Genomic DNA, 14,398 nt, shown 5'->3' with positions numbered 1-14,398 from the left:
CATGGCAAAGGCGCGCATCGGCGACGAAATCGGAATCCCCGCGGTGCGCGCGGCGGTCGACGGCGGCGCGCCGCGCGAGACCGTGGCGCTTGCGGTGCGCTACCTGCTGCAGCTCCTCGCCGAACGCGCGCCGGGCCACACCCTCGAGGTGCGCGTGCCGCCCTACGGCGCCGTGCAGTGCATCGAGGGGCCGCGGCACACTCGCGGCACGCCGCCGAACGTCGTCGAGACGGATCCCGCGACCTGGCTCGCGCTCGCCACCGGCGCGCGATCGTGGGGTGCCGCGCTCGCGGCGGGAGCGGTGCAGGCGTCCGGCGCTCGCGCCGACCTCACGGGGCTCGTGCCCGTCTTCAGGCTGCGCGACTGACCCTGTTGCCGAACCGTCGGGTCGGCACGGTGCAGGGCGGCGCCACTATGCGGAATCGTCGTCTCGAGCGCGCGCGACGATGTGCTCGGCGGCGACGACCCGCGCACCGCGCGTCGAGCGCTCCGCCACGGCGGCGGCGAGCCCGCCGATGCCGACGCCGAATGCGAGCGCGAAGAGCAGCACGAACCCGAACACGACGTTCCGGTCGTAGCCGGCGGTGTCGGGGTCGTAGGGCACCGAGTAGGTGGCGACGGCGGCGGCGATGCCGAAGACAGCGCCGCCGAGCGCCATCCAGCGGCCGACCTTGGGCATCCGGCGCACCCGCACCTGCTCCTCGGTCACCGTCTCGACGTACTCGGCCTCGACGTCCTCCGCTTCTACGTCGATGATCTCGTCGCTCTCCTCTGCCACGGTGACATTGTCCCTTCGTAAGGTGTGCACCCGCTCAGCCAGCCGCGAAGCGGCGACGTGCTCGCCGCCCCCGCCGCCGGAGGCGGGCGGCGCAGCAGCGGCGGAGATCAACTGAGCTGAGTGGCCTCTACCCACTCGAGGTACTCGGGGGTCACCGTGCCGGTGATGTATTCGCCGGTGAAGCAGCTCATCTCGAGGTCGGTGACCTGCGACTGGCCTTCGAGGATCGCCGCCTTCATGTCCTCGACCTCTTGGTAGATCATGTTGTCCGCGCCGATCTCGCGGGCGACCTCGGGGATGGAGCGGCCCGAGGCGACGAGCTCCTTCCGCGACGGCATGTTGATGCCGTAGACGTGCGGGTAGCGCACCGGCGGCGCGGCCGAGGTGAAGGTGACCTGGTGGGCGCCGGCGGCGCGAGCCATCTCGACGATCTCGCGCGCGGTGGTGCCGCGCACGATCGAGTCGTCGACGATGAGGATGTTCTTGCCCTTGAACTCGCTCGACATCGTGTTGAGCTTCTGGCGGACGCTCTTCTTGCGCTGCGCCTGCCCCGGCATGATGAAGGTGCGCCCGATGTAGCGGTTCTTGTAGAACCCTTCGCGGTATTCGATGCCGAGCTTCCGGGCGACCTGCATCGCGGCAGGGCGGGAGGAATCCGGGATCGGCATGACGACGTCGATGTCGCCGATCGGCGCGTACTTCTCGACGGTCGACGCAAGGCGGTCGCCGAGGCGCAGCCGCGCCTCGTAGACCGAGATGCCGTTCATGACCGAGTCGGGGCGCGCGAGGTAGACGTACTCGAACGAGCAGGGGATGAGGCGCGGATTGCGCGCGCACTGCTTGGAGTAGAACTCGCCGCCCTGCGTGATGAAGATCGCTTCGCCCGGGTCGACGTCGCGCACGACCTCGTAGCCGGCGGCCTCGAGCACGAGCGATTCGCTCGTGACGACCCAGTCGACGCGGCCGCGCTTGCCCTCGCGGCGGCCGATGATGAGCGGGCGGATGCCGAACGGGTCGCGGAACGCGAGCAGTCCGTGGCCGGCGATCATGGCGATCGCCGCATACGAGCCCTCGACGCGCTCGTGCACCTGGCCGACGGCGTCGAAGACCTGGTCAGGGGTGAGCTCGAGGCCGCGGATCTGGCCTTCGAGCTCGGTGGCGAGCACGTTGACGAGCATCTCGGTGTCGCTGGAGGAGTTCATGTGGCGGCGGTCGATGTGGAAGAGGTCGTCGGAAAGCTCGCGCACGTTGGTGAGGTTGCCGTTGTGGACGAGCGTGATGCCGTACGGGGCGTTGACGTAGAACGGCTGCGACTCGCGCTCGTTGGCGGCGTCGCCCTTCGTCGTGTAGCGGACGTGGCCGATTCCGACGTTGCCCAGCAGCGACCGCATGTCGCGAGTGCGAAACGCCTCGCGCACCATGCCGCGGGCCTTGTGCATGTGGAACGTGGCGTCGTCGGCGGTGGCGATGCCCGTCGAATCCTGGCCGCGATGCTGAAGAAGAAGCAGGCTGTCGTACACCTGCTGGTTAGCCGGTTCGGCTGAGACGATCCCGACGATTCCGCACATCGCGCCCAGTCTTTCACACCCGTGCTGAACGGATGTCCGCCCGGTTCGGCAGCCTACGCCAAATAGGATTGCCCCATGGCTGACGGCACCTCGACCTACCGCGCGGCGGGCGTCGACACCGCAGCGGGCGACCTCGCCGTCGAGCTCATGAAGGCGGCGGTCGGCCGCACGCACGGTCCCGAGGTCATCGGAGGAGTGGGCGGCTTCGCGGGGCTCTTCGACGTCTCGTTCCTGCGTTCCTACGCCAAGCCGCTGCTCGCCACCTCGACCGACGGGGTCGGCACGAAGGTTGCGATCGCGCAGGCTCTCGACAAGCACGACAGCATCGGCCAGGACCTCGTCGGCATGGTCGTCGACGACATCGTCGTGGTCGGCGCGACGCCGCTCTTCATGACCGACTACATCGCCTGCGGCAAGGTCGTGCCCGCGCGCGTCGCCGACATCGTCGCCGGCATCGCCCGCGCCTGCTCGGCGACGGGCACCGCGCTCATCGGCGGCGAGACCGCGGAGCACCCGGGGCTGCTCGGCCCCGACGACTACGACGTCGCGGGTGCCGCTGTCGGCGCGGTGGAATCCGGCGCCGTGCTCGGCGCGCACCTCGTCGAAGACGGCGATGCCGTTCTCGCGCTCGGCTCGTCGGGCCTGCACTCCAACGGCTATTCACTCGTGCGGCACATCCTCGCGGGCGCGGGCATCGGCTATACCGAGCGATCGGATGCCTTCGGCGGGGTCGTCGGCGAGGTCCTGCTCGAGCCCACGCGGCTCTACGCCGCGCCGCTGCTGCGGCTGCTCGCCGACCCGCAGCTCGGAGCCGGCATCCACGCGCTCTCGCATGTCACCGGCGGCGGCATCGCCGCGAACCTGGCCCGCGTGCTGCCGCGCACCTCGTGGGTCGAGGTCGACCGTGCGACCTGGTCGCCGAGCCGCGTCTTCCGGGTGCTCTCCGACATCGCGGGAACGAGCCTCGAGAGCGCGGAGGGCACCTGGAACCTCGGCATCGGGTTCTTCGCCGTCGTGGCCGGGCCGGTTGCGGCGGATGTCGTGAACAGGCTCGCCCGTGACGGCATCCCGGCATGGCAGGTCGGCACGGTGACCATCGGCGCGCGCGACATCAGCGGGTTCGAGCAGGGCGCGAAGGGGGTCGACGGCGGCGCCGTGCGTCTCGTCGGCGCCTATCAGAACTAGGCGCTGTGCGCCTGTCCAGGTACGGGATCCTCGTCCCGGCCGCACGGCCTAGCCGGACGACGACGGAGCCTCAGGCGCCCTTCGGCGCTTTCTCTTCGTCCTCTTCGTCCTGCGACTCGCTGTCGGGGTCGTAGTCGGCCCACGCCGCGTACTGGTCGTCGACCGAGTGCTCGTGCGCGGTGAGTTCGCGCTCGAGGGCGGCGTAATCGACATCGGGGCTGAACGACTTCAGCTCACGAGCGATTTTCGTGTGCTTCGCCTTCTGACGGCCGCGACCCATGCGCAGGCCCCCTTTACAGCCTCGGGCCGGGGTGCATCCGTGTTCGGTGAGGGCACGCTTCCGGCAATACGGGGAACGAAAAACTAGCGATCAGCTTAGCACTTGGGGTTTTTCGGGCTCCTCGTGGCCGTCGTCTTCTCCCTGGGGGGTTCCGTCCTCGCGGACTTCCGCCTCGATCTGGGCGTTGACGGCCGCGGCGGCTGCCGCGCCGACGGCGGCCTTGCCCTTCTTATGGGACGCCGCGGTGTGACGGTGGAGCGTGCGCGCCTCGAGGCTGAGCGCGTCGCCGCGCCGGTCCTGACCCGGCAGCGGGCGCGATCGACGACCGTAGACGAGCTCGGTCGAGTCGAGGCGCCACGGCACGAGAGCGATCATGACGCCGTGCATGAGCATGAGATCGTGGCTGAGCCGTCGGGCCCGGTGGTTGTGCAGCAGCGTCTCCCACCAATGGCCGACGATGTACTGCGGCAGGTAGACGGTGATGACCTCGGCGCCGGCATACTCGCGACGCTTCTCGATGTAGAGCGCGAGCGGATGCCCGTATTCGCGGTACGGCGACTCGATGACGGTGAGCGGCACGTCGATGCGATTGTCGATCCACTGCTGCTTGAGCAGCGCCGTGGTCTCCTCGTCGATGCTGATGTGGACGGCCTCGAGCGAGTCGTGGTCGCCGGCGATGGCGTAGTCGAGTGCCTTGAGGGCGGGCTTCTGCAGATTGCCCACGAGGACGATGGCGTGGTCGCCGCGCGAGCCGAACTTGACGTCGGCATCGAGCGCGACCTCCTTCTCGACATCGCGGTAGTAGCGGTTCACGCCGAGCATGAGGAACCAGAGGATCGGCATCATGATGAACACGATCCAGGCGCCGTGGGTGAACTTCGTGATCGTGACGACGACGAGCACGGCCAAGGTGAGGAAGGCGCCGAAGGCGTTGATGCACAGCGATCGGATGATCGTGCTGCGGCGCATGAGCTCGCCGTCCTCGGTGCGGAAGCCCTCGTCGGTGCCGCCCGAGCGCAGCAGCCGGATCCAGTGCCGGACCATGCCGCTCTGCCCCAGCGTGAACGAGACGAACACGCCGATGATGTAGAGCTGGATGAGGTTCGTGAGGTTCGCGCCGTAGATCGCGAGCAGGATGATCGCCGCGAGCGCCAGCGCGATGACGCCGTTCGAGAAGACGAGGCGGTCGCCGCGGGTCGAGAGGGCCTTGGGCGCGTAGGAGTTCTTCGCGAGGACGAAGGCGAGCAGGGGGAATCCGTTGAACGCCGTGTTCGCCGCGAGCAGCAGGATCGCCGCCGTCACCGCCTGGATGACGAAGAACGGCAGCGAGTTGTTGCCGAACGTCGCCGAGGCGAGCTGGGCGATGAGGGAGCGCTGCGGCGAGGTCGCGCACTGCGCCCATCCCTGGAGGTCGCAGGGGTTCTCGGCATAGTGCACCCGGGTGATGAGCGCCATCGCGACCAGGCCGGCGAAGAGCACCGCGGCGATGCCGCCGAGGAGGAGGAGCGTGGTGCGCGCGTTGCGGATCTTCGGCCGCCGGAACGCCTGAACGCCGTTCGCGATCGCCTCGACGCCGGTGAGCGCCGAGCAGCCCGAGGAGAACGCGCGCAGCAGGAGCAGCACGACCGCCGCCTGAGTCGCGTCCGTGGAGTGCACGCTGAACCCCGCCGACTCGGCGATCGGGGGGTCGCCCAGCCAGGTGCGGATGAGGGCCGTGCCGACCATGATCGCGATCGACCCGGCGAAGATGTACGTCGGGAGCGCGAACGCCTTGCTCGCCTCGCGCACGCCGCGCAGGTTGACGGCGGCGATGAGGACGACGAATCCGATCGCCATCCACACCCGCCCGGGGGCGAGGGCCGGCAGCGCCGAGATGATGTTGTCGACGCCGGATGCCACCGACACGGCCACGGTGAGGACGTAGTCGACGAGCAGCGCCGAAGCGACGATGAGCCCGGCCTTCTCGCCGAGGTTCTTGTGCGCGACCTCGAAGTCGCCGCCGCCCGACGGGTACGCCTTGACGAGCTGGCGGTAGGAGGCGACGACGGTGACGAGGAGGAGGACGACGGCGGCCGCGACCCACGGCGCGAACGAGAGGAAGGCGAGCCCGCCGATGAGCAGGATCATCATCAGCTCCTGCGGGGCGTAGGCCACGGAGGAGAGCGCGTCGGACGCGAAAATGGGTAGCGCGAGGTGCTTCGGGAGGAGCTGCCCCTCGAGCTTTTCGCTCGCGAGGGGTTCCCCGAGAAGGATGCGTTTGGCAGATCGGGGCTCGCCCGGCTTGCCCTTACCCTCGGTGGACACGACGCGCGACACTATCACCGCCGCGCGCGCGGCTCAAAGTTCGAACGCCCGGAGTTCGGCACGAATCCGTGCGACGTGCTCGACGCGGCCCGCGGCGGTGATCTCGCAGACGGTCCTGCGCCCGTCGGCGGTCGTCGCGACTGCAACGCGGTACACCGCGATTCGCAACACGCACTCAGGTTCGCACGAAGCGCGGCGTCCATAATCGCGAGTGCCGCGGTGTCGCGGCGGCCGTCTCCGAGACCGAGGAGAACCGTTGCACCGCCTTGCCGTCCTGAGCATGAAGAACCGAGCGCTCATCGCGCTCATCACCATCTGCGTCGGAGCGTTCGGGTTCGTGTCGCTCTCGAACCTCAAGCAGGAGCTCATTCCGTCCATCTCGCTGCCCGAGCTCGTGGTGATGACGCAGTACCCCGGTGCGAGCCCCGAGGTCGTCAACAACGACGTCAGCAGCCCCATCGAGCAGGCGCTCCAGTCGATTCCGAACCTGGATTCCACGACCGCCGTCTCAAGCACGAACCTCTCGCTCATCACCGCGACCTTCACCTACGGCAGCGACATGACGACGGCGGCGCAGAAGGTCGAGCGGGCTATCAGCCAGATCTCGAGCAGGCTGCCGGCCGCGGTCTCGCCGCAGGTGGTCACCGCGAGCCTCGACGACCTCCCCGTGCTGCGGATCGCCGCGACCGGCCCCGTCTCGGAGGCCGTGCTCGGCGGTGATCTCGCCCGCCTCACTGTTCCCGAGATCAACAAGGTCGCCGGCGTCAACGATGCTCAGATCGTCGGCCTCTCCGGGCAGCGCGTCTCCATCACCCCCGACAAGGCCAGGCTCGCCGCCCACGGTCTTACCGCGCAGGCGATCTCCCAGGCGCTCTCAGCCAACGGCATCCTGTTGCCCGGCGGTTCGATCACCTCGGGAGATCAGACCCTCAGCGTGCAGTCCGGCGCGAAGCTCACCTCGGTCGACCAGCTCAAGGCGCTGCCCCTCATCGCGGCGCAGACCGCGACCGCGACCGGCGGCACCGCCATCCCGGGCTCGGCGAAGGCCCCGACGGTCGGCGACGTCGCGACCGTCAAGCTCGACACCGACCCGACGACCTCGCTCTCGCGCGTCAACGGCAAGCCGGCGCTCACGATCGGCATCACCAAGCTGCCGAGCGCCAACACCGTCGACGTCTCGAACGGCGTCAAGGCGCTGCTGCCGAAGCTTCAGGCCGAGCTGCCCGCGGGCACCCAGCTCACCGTGGTCTTCGACCAGGCGCCGTTCATCACGCAGTCGATCTCATCGCTCGCCGAGGAGGGCGCGCTCGGCCTCGGGTTCGCCATCATCGTCATCCTGCTGTTCCTGCTGTCCATCCGGGCGACGATCGTGACGGCCATCTCGATCCCGACGAGCGTGCTCATCACCTTCATCGCGATGTGGCTCTCGGGCTACACGCTCAACATCATCACGCTGGCCGGCCTCACCATCGCGATCGGGCGCGTGGTGGATGACTCCATCGTCGTCATCGAGAACATCAAACGACATCTCGATCGTGCAGGGCGCTCAGGGGCGGGGGACCGCGCCGCAATCGTGGTCGCCGCGGTGCGCGAGGTCGCCGGCGCCATCACCGCGTCGACGATCACGACCGTCGCGGTGTTCCTCCCCCTCGCGTTCGTCGGCAACCAGACGGGCGAGCTGTTCCGCCCCTTCGCGGTGACCGTGGCGATCGCGCTGGTCGCCTCGCTGTTCGTCGCGCTCACGATCGTGCCGGTGCTGGCCTACTGGTTCCTCAGGGCGCGTTCGAGCGCCGCCGCCGGCCCCGCGCCGGAGTCCGAGGACGACCTGGCCCGACCGACGTGGCTGCAGCGCGGTTATCTTCCGATCCTGCGCTGGACACTCCGGCACTCGATGCCGACTCTTCTCATCGCCGTGCTCGTGCTCGGCGGAACGGTCTTCTCGGCGCGCTTCCTCACCACGAACTTCCTCGGTTCGAGCGGCCAGAACACCCTCTCGGTCTCGCAGACCCTGCCTGCCGGGACGAGCCTGTCGGCGAAGGACGCCGCCGCCAAGAAGGTCGAGGAGGCAGTGCTCGGCACACCGGGCGTCACGATCGTCCAGTCCTCGATCGGCGCGAGCGGGTCGGCGCTCGCCGACGCGTTCCTCGGCGGGGGCGGCAGCACGACGTTCTCCATCACGACGGATCCCTCCTACGATCAGACCGCCCTCGAGGCCGATATCGAGTCGCGGCTCAAGACGGTGACCGGCGCGGGCGATATCGCGGTCTCCGCGCAGAGCGGCTTCGGGTCGAGCAACAGCGTCGAGATCGATGTCACCGCGCCCGATGAGAAGACGCTGCAGCAGGCATCCGACGCGGTCGTCGCAAAGCTCACGACGTTCTCAGCGGTGAAGCAGGTCGCGAGCAATCTCAGCTCGACGCTGCCGTATATCGCCGTCGACGTCGACCGCGCCACGGCGGCGCAGTACGGTCTCACCGAGGTCGCACTCGGCCAGATCGTCTCGCAGGCCATGCAGCCGACGCAGATCGGCACGATCGCAATCAACTCGTCGACGTTGAAGATCTACCTGGACAACTCGTCCGCGCCCACGACGGTCGCGCAGCTCAAGGCGCTCCAGATCCCGACCCCCGTCGGCTATCTCCCGCTCAGCCGGCTCGCTGACGTGCACGAGGCGCAGGGTCCGGCGACGGTGAGCACGACCCATGCCCTGCGCAGCGCGAAGATCACCGCCGTGCCGGTCGGCGCCGACCTCACGGGTGCGAATGCCGCCGTGAGCGCGACGATCAAGGATGCCGTCCTGCCCGCCGGTGCGACCGCGAAGGTGGGTGGCGTCGGCTCCGATCAGGCGAGCGCATTCCAGCAGCTCGGTCTGGCGCTGCTCGCGGCGATCCTCATCGTCTACATCGTCATGGTGGCGACGTTCCGGTCGCTCCGGCAGCCGCTGCTGCTGCTCGTCTCGGTGCCGTTCGCGGCGACCGGTGCGATCCTGCTGCAGCTCGCCACCGGAATCCCGCTCGGCGTCGCCTCCCTCGTCGGCGTGCTCATGCTCATCGGCATCGTCGTGACGAACGCCATCGTGCTCGTCGACCTCGTCAACCAGTACCGCGCGCGCGGACTCGCGGTGCCGGACGCCCTCGTGCACGGCGCCGCGCGGCGCCTGCGCCCGATCCTCATGACCGCGCTCGCGACGATCTTCGCGCTCCTGCCGATGGCGTTGGGGCTGACCGGTCACGGCAGCTTCATCTCGCAGCCGCTCGCGCTTGTCGTCATCGGCGGTCTGGTGTCGTCGACGGTGCTCACGCTCATCGTGCTGCCGACCCTCTACAACCTCGTCGAGGGTGCACAGGATCGTCGAGCAGCGAAGCGCGCTGCCCGGGCCGTGGTTTCTGGCGGGTAGGGGTTCACGCGGAGTGCGGGGCCGCTCGGCGTGGCGGGGGGTGAATCCCTGCACGTCGTCCTCCCGCCGGAGTAGCAGGTAGACTGAATGTCGTCGGCTTCTGACGTGTGCGTCCATCTGGGACGTGAAGTGTGTGTCAGGCGGGCCGTCAGCGGAGCAGTGGGCTCCGCGCTTCCATTCGATGTGTGAACGGCCCCCAGCACTTCTGGGGTTCTCAGGCTGCTTGCGAGCGCCTGCCATGCAATCCCCTTTTGTCAGGAGCTGTTTCCATGCCCAAGAATGCCAAGCGATCCAGCGGCGGCACCCCAAAGAACTTCGACCCGAACGCGCGTCACGGCGCGGCTTCCGGCTCGCGCAGCCCGGGTCACCGCGGCTACCGCCCCGACGAGCAGGGCGCCGGCCAGGCCGGCGCCAAGAAGCCGCGCTGGAGTTCCGACGAGCGCGTCGCCCGGGGCCGCAGCGAAGATCGTCGCGGTGCCGGTTCGACCGAGCGCGCTGCGCGTCCGGCATCGGGTCGCGACGACCGCGACGGCGCAGCACCGCGTCGCTTCGAGCGGGACGACCGTGCCCCGCGCCGCTTCGAGGTCGACGGTCCTGCGCGTCCGCGTCAGGACGACCGCCCCGCTTTCGGCGGCGGCCGACGCGAGTCGGCTCCCCGGGCCGACTCCTCCGAGCGCCAGCCGCGTCGCTTCGACCGTGACGACCGTGCCCCGCGCCGGTTCGAGGGCGACCGCCCCGCTCGCCCGGCCTATGGTCGCGACGACCGTGCCCCGCGTCGTTTCGAGGGCGACCGCCCCGCTCGCCCGGCCTATGGTCGCGACGACCGTGCCCCGCGTCGTTTCGAGCGTGACGACCGTCCCCGCCGTGTCGAGGACGATCGTCCCCAGCGCAGGGAATCCAAGTTCTACGGCGACAGCCAGCAGAAGCGTGTCTTCACCGACGCCGATGACCGCGTGCTCGAGAAGCTCCAGGCGGAGGCCACCGAGGCGTCCGACGTCGACGGCGTAACCTTCGACGAGCTCGGCCTGGGCCGCAACATCGTCGCGGCGGTCGCCGAGCTCGGCGCCGCTCGCCCGTTCCCCATTCAGGCGGCAACGATCCCCGACGTGCTCGCGGGCCGCGACGTCCTCGGCCGGGGCCGCACCGGCAGCGGCAAGACCATCGCCTTCGCGGCGCCGCTCGTCGAGCGCCTCGCACACTCGGGCAGCGCCGAGATCGCGTCCGGCTCCCGCAGCAAGCGCCAGTTCGGCCGTGCTCCGCGCGCGCTGATCCTCGCCCCGACCCGGGAGCTCGCCCTGCAGATCGACCGCACCGTGCAGCCCATCGCCCGCTCAGTCGGCCTCTTCACGACCCAGATCTACGGCGGCGTGCCGCAGCGCGCGCAGGTCATGGCGCTCGAGCGCGGCGTCGACATCGTCATCGGCACGCCCGGTCGCATCGAAGACCTCATCGAGCAGGGTCGACTCGACCTCTCGCACGTCCAGATCACGGTGCTCGACGAGGCTGACCACATGTGCGACCTCGGATTCCTCGAGCCGGTGCAGCGCATCCTGCGCCTCACCTCCACCGGCGGCCAGAAGCTGCTCTTCTCCGCGACGCTCGACGCCGCGGTCGCCGGTCTCATCGACGAGTTCTTCGACAACCCGGCCGTGCACGAGGTCGCCGGCGAGGACCAGGCGTCCAGCGACATCGAACACCGCGTCTACCTCATCGACCACCGCGAGAAGGTGCAGATCATCGAGCGCCTCGTGCGCGAGAACGAGGCCAAGACCCTCGTCTTCGCCCGCACCCGCGCCTACGCCGAGGACCTCGCCGACATGCTCGTCGAGGAGGGCGTCCCCGCCACGAGCCTCCACGGCGACCTCAACCAGGCCAAGCGCACCCGCAACCTCGAGCGCCTCACCCAGGGCAAGGTCCGCGTGCTCGTCGCGACGGACGTCGCGGCCCGCGGTATCCACGTCGATGACATCGATCTCGTCATCCAGGCGGATCCGCCCGACGAGTACAAGACCTACCTGCACCGCAGCGGTCGCACCGGCCGCGCCGGCAAGAAGGGCGTCGTCGTCACGCTCGTCTCGCGCAACCGCCGCCGCAAGATGGAGGACATGCTCGATCGCGCCGAGATCGTGGCCGAGTGGAGCGACTACCCCGCACGCTGACGCTCGGCGCCGTCAGCTGGTCGGCAGGCCCGCGGATGCCGCGGCCTCGAGCGAGCCGAGTGCGGCCTCGAGCGCCTCGCGCTGCGCGGGGCTCAGCTCGACGAGCAGCGCGGCGAGGTACTCGGCGCGCTCGAAGCGCGCCTGGCTGACCGCCTCGACGCCGGCAGTGGTTGCCTGCACCCAGAACGAGCGGCCATCCTCCGAATCGGGCACGCGCTCGACGAAGCCGCGCGCCTCAAGGTCGGCGATGACCCGGGTCACCGTCGGCGCCGCGACGGCCTCGATGCGGGCGAGCTCGCTCGGGCGCAGCCTGCCGTGCCGCACGATCGACGACAGCGCCGAGATCACGCCGTGGCTGGCGCCATGGCTGGGGCCGTCGCTGCTGGCTCGGATGCGGCGGTTGATCCGGCCGATCGCGACCGCGAGCCGGGCGGCGACGTCGTCGTCGGCCGACGCGGTCCGCGGGGCTGTGCGCTCGTCGTCGGCGCGCATGGCTAGATCCGCTCGGACTCGGACTCGTCGACGACGACGGGCTCGGCCAGTGCCACGGTCTCCTGGTGGGCGTAGTTGCGGCCGCGGATCAGCGACGCGACGGCCGCGACGACCGTCAGCCCCGCCGCGACCGCGAACACCACGATGAGACCCTGGTGGAACGGATCGCTGATGAGCGTCGGGAAGAAATTGGTGCCGGTGAGTGTGGCCTGATCGCCGGCCGACAGGGACTGAAGCACGTTGAGACCGTTCGACCCGAGCAGCGTCTGGATCGGGTTGAAGCCGAGGAAGGTCGCGAATACCGTGCTCACCGGTGGCAGGCCCGAGACGACGGTCGCCGCCGGAGACGGGACGCCGTTCGCCGTGAGGCCGGCGAAGAGCGTCTGCGGCAGCGTGGCGCTGAGACCGACGATGAGCAGCGAGAAGAAGAGGCCCATCGACAGCGAGGAGCCCGCGTTCTGCATCGTGCCGGCCATGCCCGACGCGGCGCCGCGCTGACTGGCGGGAACGGCCCCCATGATCGCCGAACGGTTCGGGGCCCCGAACATTCCGCTGCCGACGCCGTTGAGGAAGATGATGATCGCGAACGCCCAGTAGTTGAAGTTCATCGGCAGGACGAGCAGGCCGAGGAACGTCGCCGCATTGAGGAAGAGGCCCACCGAACCGAGCACACGGGGGCCGAGGCGATCGGACAGTGCGCCGGAGATCGGACCCGCGATGAGGAATCCGACGGTGAGCGGCAGCAGGTAGATGCCTGCCCAGAACGGAGTGTCCTCGAACTTGAAGCCGTGCAGCGGCAGCCAGATGCCCTGCAGCCAGATGATGAGCATGAACTGCATGCCGCCGCGCCCGATCGACGCGAGGAGGCCGGCGAGGATGCCCATCGCGAACGCGCGGATCTTGAAGAGCCGCATCTCGAACATGGGGTATTTCTGATTGAGTTCGACGAATACCCAGACGATGAGGACGGCGAGGCCCCCGCCGAGGCCGCCGAGCACCCACGGGTTCGTCCAGCCCGTCGAATCCGAACCGTAGGGCTGGATGCCGTAGGTGATGGCCGTGAGCAGGGAGGCGAGCCCGGCGGCGAAGAGGACGTTGCCCCACCAGTCCATCGAGCCCTCGGCCTTGACGCCGATTTCGCGAAGCGAGAGGTACGACCAGATCGTGCCGATGATGCCGATCGGCGCTGAGACCAGAAACACCCATTCCACGTCGAACGGGCCGATGTGGTACGAGATGTTGGCGAGCAGGCCGCCGATGAGAAGGCCGATGAACGAGCCCGCGATGGCGACGACCTGGTTGATGCCCATGGCGAAGCCGCGGCGATTGGCGGGGAATGCGTCGGTGATGATCGCCGTCGAGTTGGCGAAGAGCATCGCCGCACCGATGCCTTGCACGAAGCGCCAGATGACGAGCCACATCGCGCCGGATGAGCCCTCGAGTGGGTTGAACGACAGCGCGACCGATCCGATCGTGAAGACGACGAACCCGAGGTTGTAGATGCGCACCCGACCGAAGAGGTCGCCGAGCCGCCCGAAGGTCACGACGAGCACGGCCGTGACGAGCATGAAGCCCATCAGGATCCACAACAGGTAGTTGATGTTGCTCGGGTCGAGCGGATTGATCTTGATGCCCTTGAAGATCGCGGGCAGTGAGATGAGCACGATCGACGAGTTGATCGTCGCCATGAGCATGCCGAGGGTGGTGTTGCTGAGGGCGACCCACTTGTAACGCGGGTGATCCTTGTCGAACAGAGTGGTGGACACGAGGCTCCGGTGCGGCTGCGGTTAGGTACTTAACAATCGCTAACCACTTTACTACCGAAGCCTCGTGTGCACCCCCTTTCAGTGTCGCCGGTTCCGCCGGATGACGACGATGGTGATGATCGCCGCGACGATGACCGCTGCGCCGCCGAGGCCGATGCCGACGAACGTGCCCGGAGCATGCGAAGCGACACCGACCGCGTCACCGGTGCTCGCGCTCGGCGTCGAGGTCGTGCTCGGCGTCGACGTCCCAGACAGGCTGCTCGGCGCTGCTGACGAGCGCCCGGGCACACCCGGGGCGACGGAGGCCAGCTTCACGGTGAACACGATCGGCGGCCACTCCGTGTCGATTGCGGTCGAGACCGGGTGGCCGTCGTCCGCGACGATCCGGTAGTTGATCGTGAAGGTGCCATCGGTCGTGATGTCGACGGCCTGGCGGACATCGAGCCCGTCGACGGCGGCTGTGCCGGTT

12 protein-coding genes are annotated in these 14,398 nt (G+C 69.0%); 4 read left to right on the top strand and 8 right to left on the bottom strand.

The window, feature by feature from the left end; genetic code table 11:
- Window position 1 precedes the first annotated feature (1 nt).
- Window positions 2-367, top strand: a complete 366-nt coding sequence (locus M7D61_RS06335) for a sterol carrier family protein (RefSeq protein WP_298228695.1) — start codon at window positions 2-4, stop codon at window positions 365-367.
- A 45-nt stretch (window positions 368-412) separates the two neighbouring features.
- Here the strand turns inward: M7D61_RS06335 and M7D61_RS06330 are convergent, their stop codons facing one another.
- Entirely contained in the window at window positions 413-778 is a 366-nt protein-coding gene (locus M7D61_RS06330; protein WP_298228693.1) for a hypothetical protein, read from the bottom strand.
- Window positions 779-885: 107 nt separating this feature from the next.
- The gene (gene purF, locus M7D61_RS06325) at window positions 886-2,346 is read right to left on the bottom strand and encodes an amidophosphoribosyltransferase (RefSeq protein ID WP_298228691.1); all 1,461 of its coding nucleotides are present in this window, start codon (window positions 2,344-2,346) and stop codon (window positions 886-888) included.
- 75 nt (window positions 2,347-2,421) lie between these two features.
- Here purF and purM point away from each other — a divergent pair, with 75 nt between their 5' ends.
- Window positions 2,422-3,531, top strand: coding sequence for a phosphoribosylformylglycinamidine cyclo-ligase (gene purM / locus M7D61_RS06320; protein WP_298228689.1), 1,110 nt, complete (start codon window positions 2,422-2,424; stop codon window positions 3,529-3,531).
- 70 nt (window positions 3,532-3,601) lie between these two features.
- On the opposite strand, the gene M7D61_RS06315 is transcribed toward purM, so the two are convergent.
- The 3 genes from M7D61_RS06315 to M7D61_RS06305 all read right to left on the bottom strand — a co-directional run bounded on the left by M7D61_RS06315 (window position 3,602) and on the right by M7D61_RS06305 (window position 6,286).
- On the bottom strand, window positions 3,602-3,811 hold the full coding sequence (locus M7D61_RS06315; RefSeq protein WP_298228687.1) for a DUF3073 domain-containing protein: 210 nt from the start codon (window positions 3,809-3,811) through the stop codon (window positions 3,602-3,604).
- 90 nt (window positions 3,812-3,901) lie between these two features.
- Entirely contained in the window at window positions 3,902-6,115 is a 2,214-nt protein-coding gene (locus M7D61_RS06310) for an APC family permease (protein WP_298228685.1), read from the bottom strand.
- A 33-nt stretch (window positions 6,116-6,148) separates the two neighbouring features.
- Window positions 6,149-6,286: a hypothetical protein gene (locus tag M7D61_RS06305; RefSeq protein WP_298228682.1), complete on the bottom strand. Its 138-nt coding sequence runs from the start codon at window positions 6,284-6,286 to the stop codon at window positions 6,149-6,151.
- Window positions 6,287-6,371: 85 nt separating this feature from the next.
- Here M7D61_RS06305 and M7D61_RS06300 point away from each other — a divergent pair, with 85 nt between their 5' ends.
- Both M7D61_RS06300 and M7D61_RS06295 read left to right on the top strand, forming a co-directional pair.
- Window positions 6,372-9,512: an efflux RND transporter permease subunit gene (locus M7D61_RS06300; protein WP_298228680.1), complete on the top strand. Its 3,141-nt coding sequence runs from the start codon at window positions 6,372-6,374 to the stop codon at window positions 9,510-9,512.
- A 269-nt stretch (window positions 9,513-9,781) separates the two neighbouring features.
- Window positions 9,782-11,671 carry a DEAD/DEAH box helicase gene (locus M7D61_RS06295; protein ID WP_298228679.1) on the top strand — a complete coding sequence of 630 codons (1,890 nt, stop codon included), beginning with the start codon at window positions 9,782-9,784 and terminating at the stop codon, window positions 11,669-11,671.
- A 12-nt stretch (window positions 11,672-11,683) separates the two neighbouring features.
- Here the strand turns inward: M7D61_RS06295 and M7D61_RS06290 are convergent, their stop codons facing one another.
- From M7D61_RS06290 to M7D61_RS06280, 3 genes are all read right to left on the bottom strand, one after another.
- Window positions 11,684-12,163, bottom strand: a complete 480-nt coding sequence (locus M7D61_RS06290; protein ID WP_298228677.1) for a MarR family transcriptional regulator — start codon at window positions 12,161-12,163, stop codon at window positions 11,684-11,686.
- Window positions 12,164-12,165: 2 nt separating this feature from the next.
- Window positions 12,166-13,929 carry an MFS transporter gene (locus M7D61_RS06285; protein WP_298228675.1) on the bottom strand — a complete coding sequence of 588 codons (1,764 nt, stop codon included), beginning with the start codon at window positions 13,927-13,929 and terminating at the stop codon, window positions 12,166-12,168.
- Between the two features lie 78 nt (window positions 13,930-14,007).
- Window positions 14,008-14,398 (bottom strand): copper resistance protein CopC (locus tag M7D61_RS06280; protein ID WP_298228673.1); only part of this gene is annotated, 391 nt, incomplete at its 5' end.

Origin of the sequence: Gryllotalpicola sp., from assembly GCF_027352875.1 — a bacterium.
In the GTDB taxonomy this organism is placed as follows: Bacteria; Actinomycetota; Actinomycetes; order Actinomycetales; family Microbacteriaceae; genus Gryllotalpicola.
The sequence above is the reverse complement of the archived record's forward strand: the minus strand, read 5'-3'. Positions and strand labels throughout refer to the sequence as shown.